The sequence below is a fragment of the Rufibacter ruber genome (genome assembly GCF_014138425.1).
In the GTDB taxonomy this organism is placed as follows: domain Bacteria; phylum Bacteroidota; class Bacteroidia; order Cytophagales; family Hymenobacteraceae; genus Nibribacter; species Nibribacter ruber_C.
Window position 1 is genome coordinate 24933 of record NZ_JACJIQ010000016.1, and the last position, 21850, is coordinate 46782.

Genomic DNA, 21850 nt, shown 5'->3' on the forward strand with positions numbered 1-21850 from the left:
CAAATATAGAAATTAAATATACATAGGTACATACGAATATTCTAGCAGATGTTTTCAGTACCCGCTAGAAAGGTACTTTTCAGGAAGTTACTCCTGCCTCTTTTTTAGTTCTGCGCCCATGCCTGCACCCATTTCTGTCACCATTCTGGCCAAAAACAGCCAGGAATACCTGCCCGCCTGCCTTTCGGCCCTGGCCAGCTTCCCGGAGATTATCCTGCTGGACAACGGCTCTACTGATGACACCGTGGCTATTGCCCAGACGTTTGCGAACGTACGGGTGTTTCATTCGCCGTTCATTGGCTTTGGGCCGCTCAAGAACCTGGCCGCCTCCCACGCCACCCATGACTGGATCCTGTCTGTAGACAGTGATGAGGTGCTTTCGCCGGAGCTGGTGCAGAACATTCTCACCCATGCCCTCGCCCCCACAACGGTGTATCAGTTTCTGCGCAAAAATTTCTATGGAAAACGAGAAATCAATGCCTGTGGTTGGGAAAATGATTTTGTGCTGCGCCTGTACCACCGCCAGCATACCGGCTTCTCCCAGAGAGACGTACATGAGGGCATACGTACAGACGGCGTACAGGTAAGAACCTTACCGGGCACCTTAGATCATTTCTCTTACCGTGACGCCTCTGAGCTTGTCTCTAAAATGAATTATTACTCCTCCCTTTTTGCACAGGAGCACCAGGACCGAAAAAAATCTGGCTTTCTGAAAGCGGTACTGAAAGGAATATTTTCTTTCTTGAAGAATTATTTCCTGAAAAAAGGATTTCTGTATGGAGCTGACGGGTTTGTGATTTCGGTTACCAACGCGGCCGGCTCTTTTTATAAATACTACAAACTGTATGAGGCAAATAAGAGACTGAATAAAAACGGGTGACTTACTACCTCCCGTTTTACCTCCTTAGAGCATGTTTAAATTTGTCTTTTGCGCTGCAAACGGGCATCAAAAGAACCTGGCTTCGCCCGTTTCTCTCAACGTAGCGCTGCTACGCTGCTCAAAAATGGTATAGCCAGAACCTTTCGCCCCCAGTTTTCGCCTGCAAAAACAAAATTTAAACAAGCTCTAGCATAACCTTACACACAGTTTACCCTATCCCCCCTTTATGAGAATTTTACTTTCTATACCTGGCCACACGCGCACCATTCCCATGGGGAGGTTCACAGAGAAAGCATTACAGCAACTGGGGCATGAGGTGCATGTTTTTAACCATGAGAGAAATGGCCAGGTAGAAAGGGTGCGGGAAAAAATCAGCTTTAAAAGGTTTAAGGCATATAAGAACCAGCAGGTGTTAGACTTGGCAGAAACCATCAAACCTGATCTTTTCTTTACCATCTATGGGTTTAACCATGATGCCGCCACTCTGGAGAAGCTGAAGCAGAAAGGCATCATGACCGTTTGCTGGTGGCTCAATGACCCGTTTGACTTGGGGTACAAGCACATTCCGGCACACCTGTATGACCACTTCTTCTCCAACAGCAAAGGCACCCAAGGCGTGTACCATCACTACCAGGTTAAAAACTGTCACTACCTGCCCGTGGGCATAGACCCAGAGGTGCATAAACCCGGCGCATCTGGCGAGAAGAAATATGACATTGTGTTTGCGGGAGACTGGCACCCAATCCGGGAAAAAGCCCTGACCCAGTTGGTGACACAGTTTCAGTTTGCCCTGGCAGGTCCCTGGAAACGAAAGATTGATAAGGACTCGCCCTTGCGGCCCTACTTTGTGAACATGGGGTACTTCACTCCTACTGAGATGGCCGCTTTCTTCTCCCAGGCCCACATTGTCTTTAACCTGCACACCTGGTTTGGCCGCTGGTCTTATGGGGTAAACCCGAGGCTATTTGAAGCCAGCGGTTGCCGTGCGTTCCAGATCTCTGACCGCAAAGAAGAGATTCAGGACTTGTATGAACCCGGGAAGGAGATTGTGCTGTATGACCGGCTAGAGGAAATACCTGAGCTGCTCACCCATTACCTGGCCCGGCCGGAGGAATGTGACGCCATTGCCGCCAACGCCTACACACGCACCCTGCAGCAGCATACTTATATGCACCGTATGCAAGAGCTGCTGGAGGTTATCAACCGCTCGTGACCTTCTTTGCTATAGAAAAGAAACGCCCGGCCTCTCTGGAGAAGCCGGGCGTTTTTGCTCTGGTTTCCGGAAAACAGGCCGGAAACAGGATTATTAGTAACGGTAGTACTCTGGTTTGAACGGGCCCTCTACCTCCACGCCAATATAGGCGGCTTGCTCAGCAGACAGTTCCTCCAGCTCCACCCCAATCTTGGCCAGGTGCAGACGGGCTACTTTCTCGTCCAGGTGCTTAGGCAGGGTGTACACTTTGTTCTCGTAGGCATCAGCGTTGGTCCACAGTTCAATCTGGGCCAGGGTCTGGTTAGAGAACGAGTTGGACATTACAAAAGACGGGTGACCGGTGGCGCAGCCCAGGTTTACCAGACGGCCTTCGGCCAGCACAATGATATCTTTGCCGTCAATGGTGTACAGGTCTACCTGCGGTTTCACGGTGTCTTTGGTGTGGCCGTAGTTCTCATTCAACCACGCCATGTCAATCTCGTTGTCAAAGTGGCCAATGTTGCAGACAATGGTTTTGTCTTTCATGGCCTGGAAATGCTCTGCCCGAATGATGTTGAAGTTACCGGTAGCGGTCACCACAATGTCAGCCTCAGGAATGGCGTTCTCCATTTTCTTCACGGCAAAACCGTCCATAGCGGCTTGCAGGGCGCAGATAGGGTCAATCTCTGTCACAATCACGCGGGCACCGGCACCACGCAACGAGGCGGCAGAACCTTTCCCTACGTCACCGTAACCGGCTACCACGGCTACTTTACCGGCCATCATCACGTCAGTAGCGCGTCTGATAGAGTCTACCAATGATTCTTTACAGCCGTATTTGTTGTCAAACTTAGACTTGGTCACCGAGTCATTCACGTTGATGGCCGGAATCAACAAAGTGCCGTTCTTCATGCGCTCGTACAGGCGGTGCACCCCGGTAGTGGTCTCCTCAGACAGACCTTTGATGTTGGCGGCCAGCTCAGGGTATTTGTCAAACACCATGTTGGTCAGGTCGCCACCGTCGTCCAGGATCATGTTCAGGGGCTGGCGGTCCTCGCCAAAGAACAGGGTCTGCTCAATGCACCAGTCAAACTCCTCGGCGTTCATGCCTTTCCAGGCGTACACCTGTATGCCCGCCGCCGCAATAGCCGCCGCCGCATGGTCCTGGGTAGAGAAGATGTTGCAGCTAGACCAGGTCACCTCAGCGCCCAACGCCACCAGTGTCTCAATCAACACCGCGGTCTGGATGGTCATGTGCAGGCAACCGGCAATACGCGCACCCGCCAATGGCTGGCTGGGGCCGTACTCTTCCCTGATCGCCATCAGGCCCGGCATCTCGGCCTCGGCCAGTTTTATTTCTTTTCTTCCCCACTCCGCCAGGGAAATATCTTTTACTTTGTACTTCTGATAGGTTTCTACCATGGTAGTTCAACTTTTTTATATAGAACCACAAAGGTACACAAAAGTTTATCATCCTCCATTGAAGAGGTTTCAGCCGTTTTGGGGCTAGTTTTGGAAAAACAGGCCAGAAACAGGAAATCAGCACCCCTACCCTATCACCACCCTTTGCAATGCTCACTTCCGCCGAAAAGAAATTTATAGAAGACCATCTCACCGCTGACCCGGCGCAGCTGGTGCTGCAGGCCCAAAAGTGGCCCCAGCTCAACGTGCCCAAACTGGCGCAGCAGGTGCAGGCACGGCAGAAGGCCAAGAACAAGCTCCCTGCCTGGGCGGCTAACCTGGAGCTGGTTTTCCCCGCCAACCTTTCTGTGGAGCAGAGTTCGTCTGAGCTCACCGCCGCCTACAAGGCAGCGCTGGTGCCCGCAGAAACACTGGCAGACCTCACCGGCGGCTTTGGGGTAGACGCCTTCTATTTTGCGCAGCAGTACAGGCAGGTGTACTATGTGGAGCGGCAGGCCGAACTGGCGCAGACCGTTGCCTACAACTATTCCCAATTGGGCGTGCCAAACGTGCAGGTGTGCCACCAGGAGGCCGAAGACTTTCTGCAAACCCTCTCTGCCCCGCTGGATGTCATCTACCTGGACCCCGCCCGGCGCGGCCAGGCCCGGGAGCGGGTGCACCTTCTGCAGGACTGTGAGCCAGATGTGCTGCGCCTGCTGCCCCTCCTGCTCAGCAAAGCGAAAAAAGTGCTATTGAAAACGGCCCCCATGCTGGACCTGGACCTGGCACTGCAGGAATTGCCCGGTGTCACCAGGGTATGGATTATTGCCGTGCAGAACGAAGTCAAAGAGGTGCTGTACTTACTTGAACAGGAGACGGTAGAAACCCCGCAAATAACCGCGGTGCACCTGCGGCCGGGGCAGGCGCCGCAGGAAATCACCTTCACCAGACAAGAAGAGGAAGCGGCTGCGGCCATTTATACCCCAGAACCGCTCCGCTACCTCTATGAGCCCAATACCGCGCTGCTCAAAGCCGGGGCGTTTAAGTGGCTCTCACAGCACTATCAGGTGCAGAAGCTGCACCGCAACAGCCACCTCTATACTTCAACAGATTTGTGCCGGGCGTTTCCGGGCCGGATTTTTGAAATCAGCGCCAAACCAAAAGCCAGCGCCAAAGAAATGCACAGGCTGCTGCCCCAGAGAAAAGCCAACATCACCGTGCGCAATTACCCTTTAACGGTGGCGCAGCTGCGCGATAAGTTAAAACTGAAGGAAGGCGGCGAAGATTACCTGTTTGCCACCACAGATAGGCAGAACAAGCCAATTCTGCTGCTCTGCCGCAAAGTTTAAGCCTGACAGCAGTTCTGTTTTTGGCCTGTTTTGGCCAAAACAGGCCAAAAACAGGAAATGTCTTTACGTGAGCCGGTAAAGAGAACCATACACGCTATACCTGGTATTTAGGGTTGGCCTTGCTCACCCACCTGCTGCCTTTGAGCCGGAAGCGCCAGGGCAGCAGGGCATCTGCCCCGGCGTAGGCCACCCCCACCCGCGGGCCTTCCAGGATATCCTGCTCCGGGACCTCTAGCCCCCGGTCCTCAAACCAAATCTCAGAGCCGGTCAGGCTTGCGCCGGTGTGCTGGGTAGAAATGCCCAGCGCCTGCGTGAGCAGCCCGGGGCCGGCCGTAAGCCGCGGCTCTATTTTCGCCAGATTTCGGCGCAGCCGCATTTCTTCTATGCCTTCTAAGGGCTCAATGGCTCTGATGAGCACCGCATCTGCCGTGCCTTCTGCGTTGGTCACCACGTTGAACAGAGAGTAGATCCCGTAAATGAGGTACACGTACGCCACACCACCCTGGTGGTACATGATCTCTGTGCGCTTAGTGCGGCGGCCCAGGTGCGCATGGCAGGCGGCATCCCGGGTGCCGGAATACGCCTCGGTCTCCACTACCAGGCCGCGGGTCAGCACTCCGTCAAAGCGGGTGCAGAGGTGTTTCCCCAGCAGTTCGCGCGCAATGGTCACCACGTCTGGGCGGGTATAGAAAGCCTCAGGAAGTTTCTGAGCAAGAGAGGTTGGCCCCAAGGTTCTTGTTATTGCTTGATGTAGACTTCGGTCACGCCGTCTGCGGCCACATTGCTGATGACCAGCGTTCTTTCGCCGCAGAACCAGTACTGGTACCCCACCGGCATGAGGCTCTGCCCCACAATTTTGAACGGCTGCCGTTCGCCCTGCAGGTTTCCGTCCAGCCGCTCCTCGTATTCACCGTTTTCAAAAAAAGTCAGGCGCTTAGGCGTTCCCACCTGTTCACCCGTCAGGAACTCGTCTTCTTTTGAGCCCATGTAGTTGGTTCTGATGCCTTTCAGCTCCCACTCCCCCACCAGCCAGCTCTGTGTGGTCACTGAGTCTGTGGTAGTCACCTCGCAAAGGGCCACCGCCACCTGGTGACTGTTGTCTTCTGCCGCCTCTTCTCTGCTGGCATTCTGGTTCTGCTGGCAAGACACCAACCCAAGGCCCACGGCCAGGACGGCAAACATTCTTTTTCTCATAGCAGTGGTAGTAGGGCCCAACGCATCTCCTGCCAACCGGGGCACAGAGACGCATCTGGCCTTTTTTCAGGCAGGTTACTTTTTCTTGGCCAGGGGCTTCTGAATATTAAAGTACACCTGGGTCAGGTTGAGCTTGTTAGGCGACTTGATGTTGATGAGGTGGTACTTGTTGTCAATGGTCTGCACCGGCCCGTTCTGCCGCAGCCCCACCACCGTTAAAAACATGTACTCATCCCGCGGGGCGGCCAGAACCACCGCCGTCTCTGGCGACCGGCCGTTGCCGCTGGCTTTGATGGCCTGCATGAGCCCGTCAAACTTCACCAGCCACTTCTTGCTCTCTGCCTGGTTGTTCATTTCGCCGTAGGCCATGTGAATGAGGTACATCACATCCATGTTGAACGGGTCTGTGGCCAGGATTTTCTTACCCGTGCTCACAATCTCAGGAAACTTTTCATAGAGCAGCATCTCGTTGAGGGCATCTGCCTTGTCATTGCCTTTGTAGGGGCTGTAGCCGGGCTGCATAACCCAGCCGTAGTACAGGTGCTTGTATTCTTCTGGGGTGAGGGTGCCGTCATTGGCGTGGTAGCGTTTGAGCAGGTTAGGGTAATACAGCTTTGACTTAGAAGATGAAATGGCGGTTTTGATGGCGTCAAAGTTGATCTTGGAAATAGTCTGCGCATGCCCGTTCACAAAAACAGAAAGGCAGAGCGCGGTCAGGAGGAATAGGCGTTTCATTTCAGGGATAGAGGGAAAAAGTAAGACGGCAAGCCGAATGCAAATACAATGCTAAAAACTTGGAAGCTGGCTAAAAAGTTACACCTCGCACCGTAGCCCAGCCCAAACCTCTTTCTGTTTCTGGCCTGTTTTGGCCAAAACAGGCCAGAAACAGAAAACACTAGCATCAACTAAATTATTAGTTATAATGTACAAAGATGCTTATCTTGGGCAAAACCAGCCCTGAGCCATGAAAAAGCAATTCTTCTTCTTCCTCCTTTTGATGGGCCTGCTGCAGGTAGCAAAGGCCCAGAAAGTGGTTTCCTCGTTTCAGCAAGCCGAAGGTACGGCCCATTCTATGCAGAAACTAGACGCCCGGTACAAAAGTGCGGTTCACGCAGACTCCAGCCTGGCGGTGTTCAGGGGCAACGACCAGGCAAGGCTGGTGCAGGCGTACCAGCAACTGCTGCAGGAGCTGGGCCGGCACCTGGCCCAGAACAACTTCACCTGGGGCAAACCTACCCGCTGCTTTAACCGCTTCTATTTCAGCCCAGACGGTTCTGTTGACTACTACCTGTTTCACCTGAACCCGCAGGAAGTAGATGCCCAGAAACAGGCTGAGTTCCAGCGGCTCATGCACCAGTTCATTCAAACGCACCGCCTTTCAGTGCAGGCGCCTGTCAGGTTCAGCCAGTGCAGCCCGGTGGTGTACCAGGACCCGCCTGCCAACCGGTGACATCTGTTTTTGGCCTGTTTTCTGGAAAACAGGCCAAAAACAGGATTAATTACCGGCTGTGCCCCTCATCTTCTTCGCCTTCACAGGTTTAGGTCTGGACTCGGCTTTTACAATTTTCTGGGTGAACGTGCGGGCCATGTGCCCAAAGGGCATTTCTATGTTGAAGTACAGCTTCTCGCTCTCCATCTCATTGGGAGTCTTGAGCTTCTGCACGTCATATTTGTTTTTGACCAGCCCCTGCCCGGTGGTCTCCAGACCCAGAACCCCCATGATGGGGTATTCATCCTGCGGGGCAATCACCACCAGGGCCGTCTCCTCAGACTGGCCGTCGCCGCTCTGCAGAATGGTGCGCAGCAGGCCGTCAAACTTCAGAAGCCACTGGCGGGCCTCGGCCGGTTTCTGCTGCATGTCGGCGAGGCTGCCCAGCCGGAAGATCACATTCATGTTGAAGGGGTTCTCCTCAAACTCAGTCAGCAGCACCAGCCGCGCCTCCTCCAGTTTGCCTTCGTCTACCATCTGCATGGCTACTTTTTCGCCTTCGCCCCGGGCGTAGGGGTTGTAGCCGTCCTGTTTGGTGTAGCCGTAATACAGGTAATGGTAGTCAAAGACGGTGAGGCTGGAGTCATGGGCTTTGTAGCGCTCCAGCAAGGGCGGGTAGAAAAACGGCGAAGCCTCGTCGGCTATGCCGCTGTACACTTTGGTGAGGTCTACGTTGGAAATGGTTTGGGCAAAGGCGCCGGAAAGGCCCAGGCCCAGCAGTAACGCAAAAAAGAATAGACGTTTCATAGCTGAGGTTAGTTAAATCAAGACAATAACCCCGCGTGGCCTCGTCTCCTTGTTCCCCTGTTTGTACGGAAATATTCTGCGTACGTTTTGGGCCTATTTCCCTGAAAACAAGCCAGAAACAGAATTTACCCGGTGCACCTGCACCAGATTGCAAAACTTCCCGTACCTTTGCCCCGATTTTGGTGCACCCCCCGGCCGTCTGCCGGTGTGTGCTTAAAAGGGAATCAGGTGAGAAACCTGAGCTGTACCCGCAACTGTGATCTTCAACTGTTTCTGCCCACCACACGCCACTGTCTGCACTGCCAGATGGGAAGGCCGGGCCGAAGAAGAGAGTCAGGAGACCTGCCAGATCATCTTGTATACTTGGAGGCTTTCGGGAAAAAAAGCAGCAAGGATGGTGGCCCCGCCGCGGGCCGGCGTTTTCGTTTATTTCTCCCCTTGTAGTCTCCTCTGCTGTTAACTGGCCGAGGACATGACGCAACGCGTTTTCTTTTTTGGATTTGTTTTGGGACTGGCCCAGGTGCTCTTCACCCAGCGCGCCCACGCCCAGCTGCGCAACGCCGTGCAGCTGCAGGAAGTAACAGTGGCCGGCAAAAGGAACACCCGCTACGCCGCCGGTGCCCGGGTACAACCCGTTGATTCGCTGCTGCTGCAGCGGCAACCCGGTATTACCCTGGCAGACGTGCTCCAGCAGCGCAGCCCGCTGTACCTGAAAAGCTACGGCAACGGCATGACCGCCACCGTGGCCTTCAGGGGCACTACCGCCAGCCATACCGCGGTTCTCTGGAACGGCTTTAATATTGCGCTGCCCACGCTGGGGCTCACTGACTTTGCGCTGTTGCCACCGGCGGCCAATACCCAGGTGAGCCTGCAGCATGGGCCCAGCGGTGCCCTGCACGGCAGCGGCGCCGTTGGCGGAGCTGTGATCCTGGAAAACCCGGCCTCCTTCAAGCCCCACCAGCTGGTGCGCGTGCAGCAGGAAGCGGGCAGTTTTGGGCATAGAAGAACTGCCGCTACGGGCTCCTTTTCCAACGGGCGCCTCACCAGTGTTTCCTCCTTCACCAGAACGGCATCAGACAACAATTTCAAGTTTAAAAACACCACCGCCTTTGGGGCACCAACAGAGCGCCAGCAGAACGCCGCCTTTCACCAGAACAGCCTTGCGCAGGAACTGCATTTCAAACTAAGCCAGGAGCAGCGGCTTTCTGTACGGGGCTGGTACGTGAAGACCCACCGGCAGATTCAGCCGTCTATGGGCAGCGCCAACACGCACGCAGAACAGGAAGATGAGAACCTGCGGCTCATGGCCGAATGGCAGGGGCAGGTTGCCCGCGGCACCACCACCGTGCGCGGCGCCTGGTTTAAAGACAGGTTAGACTATAGAGATGACGGCACCTTCTCGCTCTCTACCGTGAACACCTACCAAAGCCAGATAGAGCATGAGCGGCAGCTGCTCCCTACCCTTCTCCTGCAGTTAGGCGGTGAAGGCCAGCTGTTCAAAGCCAACGTGGGCGGCTACGGCGGTAACGTAGACGAGCGGCGGTTCTCTGCCTACGGCTGGCTGCGTTATGATCTGCTGCCCCTGCTGCAGTTGAGCCTGAACGTTCGGCAGGCATGGGTGCAGGGGTTCAATCCGCCACCTACCCCTACGCTGGGAGCCAACCTCCAACTGCTGGAAACAGACGCGCATAGCCTGGTCTTCAAGGCCAACCTTTCCAGAAGTTACCGGGTGCCCACCCTCAATGACCGTTTCTGGCGGCCCGGCGGCAACCCCAACCTTCAACCCGAAAGCGGCTGGGGGTATGAAGAAGGCCTTCAGCATCAATATAAAAGTAAAAAACTCACCGGCACCACTGAGGCCACGGCCTACCTGCTTAACGTAAAAGACTGGATTCAATGGCAGCCTTCCGCCAACGGCGGATATTCTGAGCCCGTCAACCTGAGCAGAGTGAACGGCCATGGGCTTGAGCTGGACAGCAGGTGGCAGTACCGGTTAACTACAGACTGGATCCTGCAAGGCGGTGCCGCGTATGCCCATACCATTTCTGAGCAGACACTGCCAAACGCCCAGGCCAAGCTGCAAGACCGGCAGTTATTTTATGTACCCAGGCATAAGCTGGCCGGCTGGTTAGACCTGCGCTACCGCGGCTGGTGGCTCACCACAGACGCCACCTTCACCAGCCTCAGGTACTCAGACAATGACAACAACAACTGGCTGCCTTCTTACACGCTGGTCAACGCCGGTGCAGGGCGCACTTTTTCCTGGCACGCGTTTGAGGCCCAACTGATGGCGCAGGTTCACAATGTGACCAACACCGTCTACCAAACCATGGCCTACCGCGCCATGCCTCCCAGAAACATCAGAATTTCCCTGTCCCTGCAATGGGCCAAACATCCTTAACCTTTATTTCTACCCTATTTTTCACACTTATACACCCTATGAAAGTTTCATCTTTTAAAAAGTACCTCCTGTACGTTCTGCTTGGTAGCAGCACCATCTTTGCCACCTCCTGTGACAGTGATGAAGACACCGCCCTCAAAGGCGCTTATGAGCACGGTGTTTTTATCACCAATGAAGGCCAGTTTGGCACTCCCACGGCAGAGATAAGTTTTCTCTCCCCAGACGCCAAAACCTTTATTCCGGAGCTTTTCAAACAAATCAATGACCGCCCGCTGGGTGATGCCGCACAATCTATCACGTTTATTGGAGACAACGCTTACGTTGCCCTGAACGCCAGTGAAAAAATTGAGGTGGTCAACGCTTACTCGTTCAAATCTGTAGGGGTGATCAACGGCCTTAAGATTCCGCGGTACATGGCAGCGCTGAACTCTTCCAAAGCCTACGTCACTGAGTATGTGGGCTACAGCCTCTACGGCTACACCGGTACCGGCCGCGTGTCTGTGTTAGACCTCACTAAAAACACGGTTACCAAAACCATCAACGTAGGCTTACTGCCAGAAGGCTTGCTTCTGCACAACGGCAAACTGTACGTAGCCAACAGCTCAGGGAATACCGTCTCAGTGATCAACACCGCTACTGATGCGGTAGAGACAGAGATCAACGTGGGTGAATCACCTACGCATCTGGCACTGGACAACAACAACAAGATCTGGGTGCTCAGAGGAGGCTGGTCAGCCCCCGGTGCGCTGGTGAAAATTGACCCCGCCAACAACCACGCCCTTACTACCTATAATTTCCCCCAGGGCACAAGCAGCGCAGGCTACCTCACCACCAACGGTGCTAAAAACAAGCTTTACTTCACCTACAATGGGGCGGTGTACTCTATGGCCACCAACGCCACGGCGGCCCCCACGGCTCCCCTCATTCGGCGCAATGCCTACGGTCTGGGAGTTGACCCTACCAATGAAACCCTCTATCTGGGAGTGGGTGGCTACAGCACCAACGGCTGGGCAATCAGGTACCAGCCCTCAGGCACCGCCATTGATTCTTTCCAGGTAAGAATCCTGCCCAACGGCTTCACCTTCAGATAAGCTTTTGTAGAGCCCGGAGCAGCGCAGCAATGGCGAGAAAAGCGGGAACGCAGATTCTAGCCGTGGCCCTCTGCCGCAGGAAAGGAAAATTTCAAACCTGTTTTAGGCTTACTTTTTCAAAAACAGGCCAAAAACAGGAAAGCCTGCCCCTTTGCGGGGGCAGGCTTTCCTGTTGTATTGCAGTTCCTAGTGATCGTCTTTGTTCGTTTCTGCGGCTCCCCCAAAGGCCTGGTTGCCGGTGGTGCCGCCATCTTTCTTCTGTTCGGTTTTCTTCATCTGCCTGTCATACACCTCCTCATAGGCAGAGTCACTGGCCATAGCGCCCGGGGCAGGCCGGCCGTTGTTGTCCTGGGTGTTGTCTGACTGGCCCGGCTGGTTGTGCTCAGTGGGGCTTTTGTCTTTGAAATCACTTTCCTCCACGTTGGTCTGGCCGTCACCGGTGCCGGTGCTGCACGCGCTGGTGCCTACTAAAAGGGCGCCTCCCAGCAACAGGGCCAGGGAAACGTTTTTTAGGGAAATCAATAGCTTTTTCATAGTTCTTGGTCTGTAGGTTAGAAGAAAGGCCCATTCCGCGCAGGCGGCCGCTACCCTTCCGGTGCTTGTACGGGTAGTAGTACGCGCATCTTCGGTTTTGAGTTAACCCGCCCCCGGCTGTTCATTTTCTAACAAATCTGCTGCACTCAGGCAAGGATACCCTGCCCCCGGTAATCTAAAAATAACCAGGCTCGTACAGGTAAGAGACATCGGCGCAGCCGAAGCAAATACCTGTACATGTTTCACATATAGATAAGGAGACCGCGTTATGACCAAAGGCAAAGGCGAAGACAGCCCAAAACAAAACAGACCAGAACAGGACCGTAGCTGGCAAGAGGCACAAAGCCAGAACGACCACCTCAACAACAGCAACCGCCATAATAACAACCCGCCCTATGACGGCTCGCCCGAAACCAGGAGCAACCCCAACACCCAGGGCAGCCAGAACCAGAAATCACAGAACAACCAGCGCATGGATACCGGCGCGGGTGTGAGCGGGAGACCCAACAACGTGCACAACCACAACCCCGGCAAAGGCCACAACGCCCCTAATTTTCAGGACGGCCCCGTGCCCGGCGGAGCTGATAACACCCGCGGCGAAAACGTGAGCCACCAGGAGGGACACGGCGGCGGTGCCAAACGTGCTAAAGCTGACCTGGAGCAGGACAGCCCCCAAGGCTCTAACGCCAACTGGTCAGACACCCGCGGCGCAGACAGCACTGACAAGGAGTTCAGAAACAACCAGCCCAACGCCAGCACCCTCAAAGGCCATAAGGAAAGTGCCGACGGCCTGGGCAACGAGAAAGAGTAACCGTAGCAGAATACCGTAGAAACCAGCCGTTTCAGGCCTGTTTTCAGAAAAAGACCCGGGAAACACCTCGGGTCTTTTTCTTTCCGTACAAAGGGGAAAAGCAGACGGGTGTAGGTTAACCATGGGCTTTGCCGTATCTTTGCCGCCGCTTTACCAGCTACAGTTTAGAATTTCTATGGAAGCACAACCAAACGTGATTACCCCAGAAGTGGTGGCGCAGAGCCTCTCTTTTGCGGGCTATATGGATTTAGTGCGGCACGCGGTGGCCCAGGAGAAAACCACGGGGCTGGAGCAGTCTGCCTTTCTGGCGCAACTCACCCAAAACTGCCTGGCCATTATGGAGCGCACCTACCAGACCCCGCTTCAGCCAGATCTGGTGGAACTGGTGCAGAGCATTACCACGCCGCAGATTTGGCTGGTGCTCACAGAGGGCTGGTGCGGTGACGCGGCCATTCATGTGCCCGTGCTGGCCGCCATTGCTGAACAGGCAGAGCATATTTCCCTGCGCACCATACTGCGCACAGAGCAGCCCGCCGTGATGGAGGCTTACCTCACCAACGGCGGCAAAAGCATTCCCAAACTCATTGCCCTGCACGCAGACACCCTGCAGCCGCTGGGCACCTGGGGGCCAAGGCCGCAGGTACTGCAGGAGTATGTGCTGGAGCTGAAGCAGAAAGAATTGCCGTTGCCAGAGTTCATTCAGAAATCCCTGCAGTACTCAGAAGAGGACAACGGCAAGTCGCTACAGGCAGAACTGCTGCACCTGCTCCCGCACTGGATTAGAAACAGCCAGCTCTCCCATGGCCAAAGTAGCTAAACAGCACCCTTTCCAGCGTGACTGGCGCCGTGACCTGCTCATTGCCGGCCTCAGCAGCCTGGTGCTGGCCATGACGGTGCTGCTCTATACCTTCGGGCTCACAGATGACTTTCTGCCCCGGCTGTTCAACGCCTTTATCGGCTTCTTCCTGGTCATCTCAGGCACGGCCTTCCTGGTGGTGCCCAGCGTGAACTGGCTTTTTGCCCGGTTTTCAAAAAAGAAGCCCAGAAACGCCCCGGCCGCCTCGCCCAAACGGAACGTGCCTAAGAACCGGCCTAAAGAAGTATAGACTTTTTACTATTTTTAAGCCCATGTAACGCTCCTGCTTAGAGCTTGTTTTAATTTTGATTATGCAAGCGAAAACGGGGAGCGAAAGGTTCTTCTATAGCTTTTTTTGAGCAGCATACGCCCCGCTATGGTGCGAATCAACCGCGAAGTCAGGTTCTTTTGATACCCGTTTGCAGCTCCAAAGACAAATGTAAACAAGCTCTAAGGCAGAACGTTAAAGAGGGGAACACCAGCTCCCTATTTCTAAGCTACGCACCTTTAAAACACCCTATGGAACAGCACCTGCACATTAAAAACATGGTTTGCCCCCGTTGCATTGCCACCGTGACAGACGTGCTGACCCAGCAGGGCTATGCCGTGCAGGAAGTAAAGCTGGGAGAGGCGGTAGTGACAGGCGGGCCCGTGCAGGTGGAGCACCTGCGGGCGGCGCTGCAGGAACACGGCTTTGAGCTGCTGCAGGAGAAGGAGGAACAGCTCACTGACCAAATCAAAACCACCCTGCTGGCGTACCAGCGCCACCTGGAAGAGGAGTACCAGCCCATCACCACCTCTGTGTACCTGTCAGAGAAACTGGGCATGTCTTACCAGCACCTGAGCAAGGTCTTCTCCCAGCACACCGGCACCACCATTGAGAAATACCTCATCCGGTTAAAGATTGAGCGGGTAAAAGAACTCCTCTCCTACGGCGAACTCACGTTAAGTGAAATTGCCTTCAAACTGCAGTACAGCAGCGTACAGCACCTTTCCAACCAGTTCAAGAAAGTGACCGGCGTCTCTGTGACAGATTTCAAGAAAGACCCCACTATTGAGCGGCTGCCGCTAGACCACCTGGCCTAGCCTTAGAGCCTGTTTACATGTTGATTGTGAGCCGAAAAGGGGAGCGAAAGGTGCTTCTCTAGCGTTTTAGAGCAGCAGATCAGCGCTATGGGGCAGGGTAACCGCCAGGTCAGGTTCTTTTAAGGCCCGTTTGCAGCCCAAAAGACAATCTTACACCTGCCCTAAAATTATATACACCCCATCACATAATTTTATAAGAACAGCGGCGGCGGCAGGGCGTATCTATAAAGGTACCTTGTGCCACTGCCTGTTTCTGCGGCCGCGGCGCAAAGGCCTTTAGAGTGTGAAGAAGAATAGATTTTTAACCACTAACTAAAAAACTATGATTGATTCACGAATCAGACCTGTGTTAGACGCCTTACAAGAATGTATATTAGCCTGTGAGCATTGCGCCTCCTCCTGTTTACAGGAAGACAACGTAAAAATGATGGCCGGTTGCATCTCCCTTGACCGGGACTGCGCCGACATCTGCCGCCTCACAGCCGCTTTCCTGGCCAGAGGGTCAGAGCACGGCAAACACTTGTTGAAAGAATGTATTGAGATCTGCCAGAAATGCGGGGATGAATGTGCCCAACATGACGCAGAACACTGCAAGCAATGCGCAGAGGCCTGCTACCGCTGCGCCGAAGCCTGCCGTTCACTTGCAGCTTAACAGCTGCATCTGCAGAAAGAACAAAAACAGCCGGAAATTCCCGGCTGTTTCTTTTTAGGCGAATCGCTGGCAAAATCTTATAACTCATCAGCAGAAAACTGTAACTTCCTTTTCTCTTCTGTTTTCTTCCTTTGGCCTGCGGCCGAAAACAAAGTACCCCACGTGGCCGCTGCATACAAGAGAACAAAAGCATCAGGAGCAGACACACTGTCTTTGACCCATGGCACATTCACACACACACAACCATACCCACTCCCACGGCGGCCATGCCCATGGCCTGCCAGCCTCCGGCAAATTGAACAAAGCTTTTCTGCTGGGCATTGGCCTCAACATAGCCTTTGTGGTGGTAGAAGCCGCCGCTGGCTGGTGGTATAACTCACTGGCGCTGCTCACAGATGCCGGCCACAATTTTACTGATGTTCTGAGCCTGCTGCTGGCTTTTTTCGCCCTGAGAATGGCCCAGCGCAAACCCACTGAGCGTTTCACCTACGGCTATGGCAAAAGCACTACCCTGGTCTCCCTGCTCAACGCCATGCTGCTCCTGGTGGCAGTGGGCGCCATTGGCTGGGAAGCCATTGAGCGCCTGGGCACCGCCCCCGCCCTGAACGGCACCGCCATTACCCTGGTGGCCATTGTGGGCATACTCATCAATACCGGCACTGCCCTGCTCTTCTTCAGAGATAAAGAGCATGACATCAACGTAAAGGGAGCGTACCTGCACATGGCCGCTGACGCCCTGGTGAGCCTGGGCGTGGTGGTGGCCGGGCTGGTCATGCACTACACGGGCTGGTTCTGGGTAGATGCCGCCATGAGCCTGGTCATTGTGGTGGTGATTGTCTGGAGTACCTGGGGATTACTGGTAGAATCTTTGCGCCTCACCTTAGACGCCGTTCCGCACGGGATTGATTTACCGGCAATCAGGGAGTATTTGCAGGGCGTTCCCGGCGTGGCCCAGGTGCATGACCTGCACGTATGGGCCATGAGCAGCACAGAAAACTCCCTCACCGCCCACCTGGTGGTAGAAGACACATATCAGGACAGCCAGCTCATGGAGATTCGGGAGGAGATAGCCCATCACCACGGCATCCAGCACGTGACCCTGCAGGTAGAGCGCGGGCCAGACGGCCATGCCTGCGAGCACGCGGGGGTGTATCACTAAACCCCTGCCGCTGTTTTTGGCCTGTTTTCTGAAAAACAGGCCAAAAACAGCTAACCCCTATCTTTGCCGCTCGCGTATAGACAAGAAGACCAAAACCCAAGCCTATGCGTACCGAATATAAACCGGCCATTGATGCGTTATTGGCCTGCATCGCGGCCTGCGACCACTGTGCCACCGCCTGCCTGCAGGAAGACGAAGTAAAGAAGATGGCGCGCTGTATTCACCTGGACTTAGACTGCGCCGATTACTGCCGCCTGTCAGCCTCGTTCCTGTCTAAAGGGTCAGAGCATGCGCGGCTGGTGCTAAGGCAGTGCGTAGAAATCTGCGAGGCCTGCGCCATTGAGTGCGAACGCCACGCCCATGACCACTGCCAGGCCTGCGCCACCGCCTGCCGCCGGTGCATAGAGGTTTGCCAGGAGCTCATTCCTAAGTCTGACCCCGTGGCAGATATTCTCTCTGCCGCCAACACCTCAGACATAGACCTGTAATTTCTGTTTTTGGCCTGTTTTTCAGAAAACAGGCCAAAAACAGAATCTCACGCTCCCCCGTTGGCTCCGGCTGGTGGGGGAGCGTTTTTTTCTAATAGAACAGAGGCTTAGCTAATGCCAGACAGCTGTGTTCCAACTGATGCTGACCTCTGGCTTGCCTGAGTAAGCGCCAAAGCTCAGGCCTATTCACGGGGCACCAGAAAGTCAACCGTTCAAGGCATCTGTAAAGTCTGTATCCCTTTGGTTGCCCTTGCAGGAGCATGTATCCACTATCATTTTCGTGGCAAAAGTACCTGCGCAGGGTATTCTGGGACGGTCTGCAGCGTAAAAGGCAAATTGACACGTGCTCAAAAGCAGCTGCTCCCGGTCAACGTCTGATAAGACAGATGTTCCACAAGGGTAATCAGCAGGCGGGGAAATGTAGTCATCAGAAACGCGTGGAGCCCGGTTTACCAGAGATACATGGAGACAAGGCGGCGCCGGGTCCCTACAAGACAAAATCCTGCACCACTTCTATAAAATTCTGTAATGCCTTCGGCTGTGCCGAAATCTAGTTTTGCGTATCTATTCAGAAGCATGAAAACGCAATCAACCACAGTTCTGCCGGTGGCGCAGCCCCACGTGTATGAAGTCATTGTCATTGGTGCCGGGCAGGCCGGCTTAGCCATGGGCTATTACCTGCACCTCCAGCGCAGAGACTTTCTTATGCTGGAGGCGGCCCCGCAGGTTGGGCAGAGTTGGCGGGAGCGGTATGACTCCCTGCAACTGTTTACGCCCGCACCGTACTGCCATTTGCCGGGGTTCCCGCTGCTGTTGCCCAGAAAGCACTACCCTACCAAAGACGAGATAGCCCGGTACCTGCAGCAGTACGCCCAGCAGTTCCGGCTTCCGGTAGAACTGGGGCAGCCGGTAGTTTCGCTGACCAAAAAAGAGGGGCTGTTCTTCCTCCAGACCCCGTCTGCCCACTACCTGGCCCAACAAGTGGTGGTGGCCACCGGCCCGTTTCAAGCGCCGTTCCTACCCACGTACGCCACAGCTCCCGCCCCAGAGGTGGTGCAGCTGCACAGTTCCCGGTACAGGAACCCAGGCCAATTGCCCCCGGGGAACGTGTTGGTGGTGGGAGCCGGTAACTCAGGGGCGCAAATTGCCGTGGAACTGGCCAAATACCATGCGGTGCACCTATCTGTGAAGAGGAAACCCCGGTTCTCTTCGCTCAGAATGCTGGGCCGAAGCGTCTTCTGGTGGGCCACCGTCACGGGTGCCCTCTACGCCTCCCCCACCTCGCGCGTGGGCAAAAAGGTCCTCCGGAAAGCAGACGTCATCTACGGGCGCGAGCTGGAGCAACTGCTCAGGGAAAAAGTGATTCCGCTCAGGCCTGAGATCACAGGGTTTGCCGGTTCGCAGGTCTTTTTCAAGGACGGGACCAGTACCCAGTTCAGCAGCATTATCTGGGCCACCGGCTTTCAACCGGACTACCGCTGGCTCCAGATAGCAGGGGCCATCACCGCAGACGGCAATCCGTTGCATGAGCAAGGCCTCAGTCCGGTACCGGGGCTGTTTTACCTGGGCCTCTCCTGGCAGCGCAGCAGAAGCTCGGCCCTGCTTTTGGGGGCGGCCAGAGACGCGCAGTTCATTGCCCGGCAGTTGCTGTGAAAGCAGGTTGTGCCGTTTTAGGCCTGTTTTCAGAAAAACAGGCCTAAAACGCAACTCATTAAAATTATGTAACAACGGTATACAAAGCTGTAACGCCGCGCGCGCTTGGGGCCCGTACCTTTGTATCAGAACTTGAATCAGAACCTCAACCAATAGATATATGGCCACCTTGACCAAAGAGAAACCCGCCATTAAGAACAGTTTTCCGGTAGAGGGCATGACCTGCGCGGCCTGTGCCGTGAGCGTAGAGTCCATGCTGCAGGCGCAACCCGGTGTCCAGAGCGCGGCGGTGAACTTCGCCAATAAAACAGCCCTGGTTGAATACGCCTCAGGCACTGACCTCTCCCAACTGCAGAAAGCCCTCCAGAGCGTGGGCTATGACCTGCTCATCCAGCAGGAGGAGGCCACGCAGGAGGCGCAGGAGGCCCGCGAGCAGGAAGCGTACACCCGCCTCAAAACCAAAACCATTTGGGCGGCGGCACTGTCTCTGCCCGTGGCCGTGATTGGCATGTTCTTCCACCATATGCCGTACGGCAACTGGATCATGCTGGCGCTTACCCTGCCGGTGGTGTTCTGGTTTGGCCGCAATTTTTATGTAAATGCGTTCAAACAAGCCCGCCACGGCAAGGCCAACATGGACACGCTGGTGGCCGTGAGCACCGGCATCGCGTTTCTGTTCAGCGCCTTCAACACGTTCTATCCGCAGTTTTTCCTCTCCCGCGGGCTGGAGCCGCACGTCTATTATGAAGCGGCCACGGTCATCATCGCGTTCATTCTTTTAGGCAAGCTGCTGGAAGAACGCGCCAAATCCCGCACCAGCGGCGCTATCAAAAAGCTCATGGGCCTGCAGCCGAAAAGCGTGAAAGCCCTCCGCAACGGGCAGGAGATAGAGCTGCCCATTGAACAAGTACTGGTAGGCGATGTGCTGTTAATCCGCCCCGGCGAGAAAATTCCCGTGGACGGACGGGTGGTCAGCGGCTCTTCATTTTTAGACGAAAGCATGATCAGCGGCGAGCCGATGGCCGTGGAGAAAAACAGCGGCGACCAGGTGTTCACGGGCACTATCAACCAGAAAGGCAGCTTGCAGATTGCGGCGGAGAAAGTTGGCGCAGAAACCCTGCTGGCCCAGATTATCAAGATGGTGCAGCAGGCGCAGGGCTCCAAAGCGCCCGTGCAGAAACTCACCGATAAAATTGCGGGCATCTTCGTGCCGGTGGTGATTGGTATTTCGCTGCTGAGTTTTGCCGCGTGGTATTTCTTGGGCGGCGATAACAACGTAACCCACGCGCTGCTGGCGCTCATTACCGTGCTCATTATTGCCTGCCCCTGCGCCCTGGGTCTGGCCACCCCTACCGCCATTATGGTGGGCGTGGGCCGCGGCGCCGAAAACGGAATCCTGATCAAAGACGCCGAATCTCTGGAAACTGCCCATAAACTCACCGCCGTGGTGCTGGACAAAACCGGCACCATCACCAAAGGCAAACCCGAGGTAACAGAGCTGCACTGGGCGGTTCCAGAGGAAGAAACGAACCAATTGGCTGCTGTTCTGCTGGCGCTGGAAAACCAGAGTGAGCACCCGCTGGCCGAGGCCGTTTCCAAACATCTCACAGAACAAGGCGTGCAACCGGCGGTACTGGAGCAGTTCACCAGCGTGACCGGCCGCGGCGTGCAGGCGCAGTACCAGGGCCAAACGTTCTGGCTGGGCAACGAGAAGCTGATGCAGGAAAACGGCCTCCAGTTTAGCCCCGATTTGGAAAAAACGGCCGCTAAACGCAAAGCCGAAGCCAAAACCGTGGTCTACGCCGGCACGCGGGGACAGGTGGTGGCGCTCATCGCCATCGCTGATGCTATTAAAGAAACCTCGGCGCAAGCCATTCAAGAGATGCAGCAACTGGGCCTGCACGTGTACATGCTCACGGGAGACAACGCCCAAACCGCCGCCGCCGTGGCGCAACAGGTGGGCCTGTCCCATTACCAAGCCGAAGTGATGCCCCAGGACAAAGCCGATTTCATTCAGGAACTCCAGCGCCAGGGCCATGTGGTGGGCATGGTGGGCGACGGCATCAATGACTCGCAGGCGCTTGCCTTGGCTGATGTAGGCATTGCCATGGGCCGCGGGACGGATATTGCCATGGATGTGGCCAAAATCACGCTCATGCACTCAGACCTGCGCGCCATTGCCAAGGCCATTAAACTGAGCAAGGCCACGGTGCGCACCATCCATCAGAACCTGTTCTGGGCGTTTATCTACAACGTGATCGGCATACCCGTGGCCGCCGGGCTGCTCTACCCTATCTGGGGCTTCCTGCTGGACCCCATGCTGGCCGGGGCCGCCATGGCGCTGAGTTCTGTGTCTGTAGTCACCAACAGTTTACGCCTGCGCACGTTAAAATTGTAAATAGATCTTTGTGTTCAAATTCATTCCTAATTCATACGTACCCTTATGTCTACATTAAAATTTAAGACCAATATCAAGTGCGGTGGCTGTATCAGCGCCGTAACCCCCACCTTAGATGCTACCCCTGGCGTTGAGAACTGGGCGGTAGACACCAACAACCCTGATAAAATCCTGACCGTGCAGGGAAACATCTCTGAAGAGGAAGTAGTGGCCGCTGTGAACAAAGCCGGCTACAACGCTACTCCGGTGCAAGAGTAGACTACCAACTCCGTTATATTAAAAGAATGGCCACCTGATAACCGGTGGCCATTTCTGTTTCTGCCGCTACTTGCTACTTTGCTCTTTTTGTCTGTTCTTCATCCTTTGAGCTTGTTTACATTTTGATTTGCAAGCGAAAACGGGGAGTGAAAGGCGAAGTCAGGTTCTTTTGACACCCGTTTGCAGCGCAAACGACAAATGTAAACATGCT

22 protein-coding genes and 1 riboswitch are annotated in these 21850 nt (G+C 55.0%); of the genes, 16 read left to right on the forward strand and 6 right to left on the reverse strand.

Features of this window, described 5'->3' with window-relative positions; all coding sequences use genetic code 11:
* Positions 1–118 precede the first annotated feature (118 nt).
* The gene (locus FHS90_RS16960; RefSeq protein ID WP_066832280.1) at positions 119–880 is read left to right on the forward strand and encodes a glycosyltransferase family 2 protein; all 762 of its coding nucleotides are present in this window, start codon (positions 119–121) and stop codon (positions 878–880) included.
* 226 nt (positions 881–1106) lie between these two features.
* A complete protein-coding gene (locus FHS90_RS16965; protein ID WP_182513924.1) occupies positions 1107–2093 on the forward strand; it encodes a CgeB family protein in 987 nt (328 codons plus the stop codon).
* A gap of 93 nt (positions 2094–2186) precedes the next feature.
* Here FHS90_RS16965 and ahcY read toward each other — a convergent pair whose 3' ends face one another.
* Positions 2187–3494, reverse strand: coding sequence for an adenosylhomocysteinase (gene ahcY, locus FHS90_RS16970; protein ID WP_066832276.1), 1308 nt, complete (start codon positions 3492–3494; stop codon positions 2187–2189).
* A gap of 149 nt (positions 3495–3643) precedes the next feature.
* On the opposite strand from ahcY, the gene FHS90_RS16975 reads away from it, so the two are divergent.
* Positions 3644–4822, forward strand: coding sequence for a THUMP-like domain-containing protein (locus FHS90_RS16975; protein ID WP_182513925.1), 1179 nt, complete (start codon positions 3644–3646; stop codon positions 4820–4822).
* A gap of 94 nt (positions 4823–4916) precedes the next feature.
* Here the strand turns inward: FHS90_RS16975 and FHS90_RS16980 are convergent, their stop codons facing one another.
* The 3 genes from FHS90_RS16980 to FHS90_RS16990 all read right to left on the reverse strand — a co-directional run bounded on the left by FHS90_RS16980 (position 4917) and on the right by FHS90_RS16990 (position 6751).
* Positions 4917–5552: a DNA-3-methyladenine glycosylase gene (locus FHS90_RS16980; RefSeq protein ID WP_182513926.1), complete on the reverse strand. Its 636-nt coding sequence runs from the start codon at positions 5550–5552 to the stop codon at positions 4917–4919.
* A gap of 8 nt (positions 5553–5560) precedes the next feature.
* Positions 5561–6016 (reverse strand): hypothetical protein, encoded by a 456-nt coding sequence (locus FHS90_RS16985; protein ID WP_182513927.1) that lies wholly within the window; start codon positions 6014–6016, stop codon positions 5561–5563.
* Positions 6017–6091: 75 nt separating this feature from the next.
* Positions 6092–6751, reverse strand: coding sequence for a DUF4919 domain-containing protein (locus tag FHS90_RS16990; protein WP_066832258.1), 660 nt, complete (start codon positions 6749–6751; stop codon positions 6092–6094).
* A gap of 229 nt (positions 6752–6980) precedes the next feature.
* Here FHS90_RS16990 and FHS90_RS16995 point away from each other — a divergent pair, with 229 nt between their 5' ends.
* On the forward strand, positions 6981–7466 hold the full coding sequence (locus FHS90_RS16995; protein ID WP_066832256.1) for a hypothetical protein: 486 nt from the start codon (positions 6981–6983) through the stop codon (positions 7464–7466).
* A 45-nt stretch (positions 7467–7511) separates the two neighbouring features.
* Here the strand turns inward: FHS90_RS16995 and FHS90_RS17000 are convergent, their stop codons facing one another.
* Positions 7512–8252, reverse strand: coding sequence for a DUF4919 domain-containing protein (locus FHS90_RS17000; protein WP_066835659.1), 741 nt, complete (start codon positions 8250–8252; stop codon positions 7512–7514).
* 163 nt (positions 8253–8415) lie between these two features.
* Positions 8416–8616, forward strand: a riboswitch (cobalamin riboswitch).
* Positions 8617–8724: 108 nt separating this feature from the next.
* Between FHS90_RS17000 and FHS90_RS17005 the strand changes: the two genes are divergently transcribed.
* Together FHS90_RS17005 and FHS90_RS17010 are read left to right on the forward strand one after the other, a co-directional pair.
* On the forward strand, positions 8725–10653 hold the full coding sequence (locus FHS90_RS17005; RefSeq protein WP_182513928.1) for a TonB-dependent receptor: 1929 nt from the start codon (positions 8725–8727) through the stop codon (positions 10651–10653).
* A gap of 38 nt (positions 10654–10691) precedes the next feature.
* A complete protein-coding gene (locus FHS90_RS17010; RefSeq protein ID WP_182513929.1) occupies positions 10692–11744 on the forward strand; it encodes a YncE family protein in 1053 nt (350 codons plus the stop codon).
* A gap of 186 nt (positions 11745–11930) precedes the next feature.
* Here FHS90_RS17010 and FHS90_RS17015 read toward each other — a convergent pair whose 3' ends face one another.
* Positions 11931–12278 carry a hypothetical protein gene (locus tag FHS90_RS17015; RefSeq protein ID WP_182513930.1) on the reverse strand — a complete coding sequence of 116 codons (348 nt, stop codon included), beginning with the start codon at positions 12276–12278 and terminating at the stop codon, positions 11931–11933.
* A 268-nt stretch (positions 12279–12546) separates the two neighbouring features.
* On the opposite strand from FHS90_RS17015, the gene FHS90_RS22500 reads away from it, so the two are divergent.
* The 10 genes from FHS90_RS22500 (at position 12547) to FHS90_RS17065 (ending at position 21639) form a co-directional block, all read left to right on the forward strand.
* Positions 12547–13089: a hypothetical protein gene (locus FHS90_RS22500; protein WP_241499025.1), complete on the forward strand. Its 543-nt coding sequence runs from the start codon at positions 12547–12549 to the stop codon at positions 13087–13089.
* Positions 13090–13264: 175 nt separating this feature from the next.
* Positions 13265–13906 (forward strand): thioredoxin family protein, encoded by a 642-nt coding sequence (locus FHS90_RS17025; protein WP_066835672.1) that lies wholly within the window; start codon positions 13265–13267, stop codon positions 13904–13906.
* On the forward strand, positions 13890–14195 hold the full coding sequence (locus FHS90_RS17030) for a hypothetical protein (RefSeq protein ID WP_182513931.1): 306 nt from the start codon (positions 13890–13892) through the stop codon (positions 14193–14195). Before FHS90_RS17025 ends, FHS90_RS17030 begins: the two co-directional genes overlap by 17 nt.
* A gap of 269 nt (positions 14196–14464) precedes the next feature.
* Positions 14465–15031 carry an AraC family transcriptional regulator gene (locus FHS90_RS17035; RefSeq protein ID WP_182513932.1) on the forward strand — a complete coding sequence of 189 codons (567 nt, stop codon included), beginning with the start codon at positions 14465–14467 and terminating at the stop codon, positions 15029–15031.
* Positions 15032–15353: 322 nt separating this feature from the next.
* Complete coding sequence (locus tag FHS90_RS17040; protein WP_066835649.1) at positions 15354–15683, forward strand: four-helix bundle copper-binding protein; 330 nt, start codon at positions 15354–15356, stop codon at positions 15681–15683.
* Between the two features lie 220 nt (positions 15684–15903).
* Positions 15904–16842, forward strand: a complete 939-nt coding sequence (locus FHS90_RS17045) for a cation diffusion facilitator family transporter (protein ID WP_182513933.1) — start codon at positions 15904–15906, stop codon at positions 16840–16842.
* A 104-nt stretch (positions 16843–16946) separates the two neighbouring features.
* The gene (locus tag FHS90_RS17050; RefSeq protein WP_182513934.1) at positions 16947–17330 is read left to right on the forward strand and encodes a four-helix bundle copper-binding protein; all 384 of its coding nucleotides are present in this window, start codon (positions 16947–16949) and stop codon (positions 17328–17330) included.
* A gap of 576 nt (positions 17331–17906) precedes the next feature.
* Entirely contained in the window at positions 17907–18983 is a 1077-nt protein-coding gene (locus FHS90_RS17055; RefSeq protein WP_182513935.1) for a flavin-containing monooxygenase, read from the forward strand.
* A 160-nt stretch (positions 18984–19143) separates the two neighbouring features.
* Positions 19144–21381: a heavy metal translocating P-type ATPase gene (locus FHS90_RS17060; RefSeq protein WP_182513936.1), complete on the forward strand. Its 2238-nt coding sequence runs from the start codon at positions 19144–19146 to the stop codon at positions 21379–21381.
* Between the two features lie 45 nt (positions 21382–21426).
* A complete protein-coding gene (locus FHS90_RS17065; RefSeq protein ID WP_182513937.1) occupies positions 21427–21639 on the forward strand; it encodes a heavy-metal-associated domain-containing protein in 213 nt (70 codons plus the stop codon).
* Positions 21640–21850 lie beyond the last annotated feature (211 nt).

Excerpts from the sequence above, each read along its gene's own strand:
- FHS90_RS16960 (WP_066832280.1), top strand. The coding sequence starts at position 119 with ATGCCTGCACCCATTTCTGTCACCATTCTGGCCAAAAACAGCCAGGAA.
- FHS90_RS16965 (WP_182513924.1), top strand. The coding sequence starts at position 1,107 with ATGAGAATTTTACTTTCTATACCTGGCCACACGCGCACCATTCCCATG.
- ahcY (WP_066832276.1), bottom strand. The coding sequence starts at position 3,494 with ATGGTAGAAACCTATCAGAAGTACAAAGTAAAAGATATTTCCCTGGCG.
- FHS90_RS16975 (WP_182513925.1), top strand. The coding sequence starts at position 3,644 with ATGCTCACTTCCGCCGAAAAGAAATTTATAGAAGACCATCTCACCGCT.
- FHS90_RS16985 (WP_182513927.1), bottom strand. The coding sequence starts at position 6,016 with ATGAGAAAAAGAATGTTTGCCGTCCTGGCCGTGGGCCTTGGGTTGGTG.
- FHS90_RS16990 (WP_066832258.1), bottom strand. The coding sequence starts at position 6,751 with ATGAAACGCCTATTCCTCCTGACCGCGCTCTGCCTTTCTGTTTTTGTG.
- FHS90_RS16995 (WP_066832256.1), top strand. The coding sequence starts at position 6,981 with ATGAAAAAGCAATTCTTCTTCTTCCTCCTTTTGATGGGCCTGCTGCAG.
- FHS90_RS17000 (WP_066835659.1), bottom strand. The coding sequence starts at position 8,252 with ATGAAACGTCTATTCTTTTTTGCGTTACTGCTGGGCCTGGGCCTTTCC.
- FHS90_RS17005 (WP_182513928.1), top strand. The coding sequence starts at position 8,725 with ATGACGCAACGCGTTTTCTTTTTTGGATTTGTTTTGGGACTGGCCCAG.
- FHS90_RS17010 (WP_182513929.1), top strand. The coding sequence starts at position 10,692 with ATGAAAGTTTCATCTTTTAAAAAGTACCTCCTGTACGTTCTGCTTGGT.
- FHS90_RS17015 (WP_182513930.1), bottom strand. The coding sequence starts at position 12,278 with ATGAAAAAGCTATTGATTTCCCTAAAAAACGTTTCCCTGGCCCTGTTG.
- FHS90_RS22500 (WP_241499025.1), top strand. The coding sequence starts at position 12,547 with ATGACCAAAGGCAAAGGCGAAGACAGCCCAAAACAAAACAGACCAGAA.
- FHS90_RS17025 (WP_066835672.1), top strand. The coding sequence starts at position 13,265 with ATGGAAGCACAACCAAACGTGATTACCCCAGAAGTGGTGGCGCAGAGC.
- FHS90_RS17030 (WP_182513931.1), top strand. The coding sequence starts at position 13,890 with ATGGCCAAAGTAGCTAAACAGCACCCTTTCCAGCGTGACTGGCGCCGT.
- FHS90_RS17035 (WP_182513932.1), top strand. The coding sequence starts at position 14,465 with ATGGAACAGCACCTGCACATTAAAAACATGGTTTGCCCCCGTTGCATT.
- FHS90_RS17040 (WP_066835649.1), top strand. The coding sequence starts at position 15,354 with ATGATTGATTCACGAATCAGACCTGTGTTAGACGCCTTACAAGAATGT.
- FHS90_RS17045 (WP_182513933.1), top strand. The coding sequence starts at position 15,904 with ATGGCACATTCACACACACACAACCATACCCACTCCCACGGCGGCCAT.
- FHS90_RS17050 (WP_182513934.1), top strand. The coding sequence starts at position 16,947 with ATGCGTACCGAATATAAACCGGCCATTGATGCGTTATTGGCCTGCATC.
- FHS90_RS17055 (WP_182513935.1), top strand. The coding sequence starts at position 17,907 with ATGAAAACGCAATCAACCACAGTTCTGCCGGTGGCGCAGCCCCACGTG.
- FHS90_RS17060 (WP_182513936.1), top strand. The coding sequence starts at position 19,144 with ATGGCCACCTTGACCAAAGAGAAACCCGCCATTAAGAACAGTTTTCCG.
- FHS90_RS17065 (WP_182513937.1), top strand. The coding sequence starts at position 21,427 with ATGTCTACATTAAAATTTAAGACCAATATCAAGTGCGGTGGCTGTATC.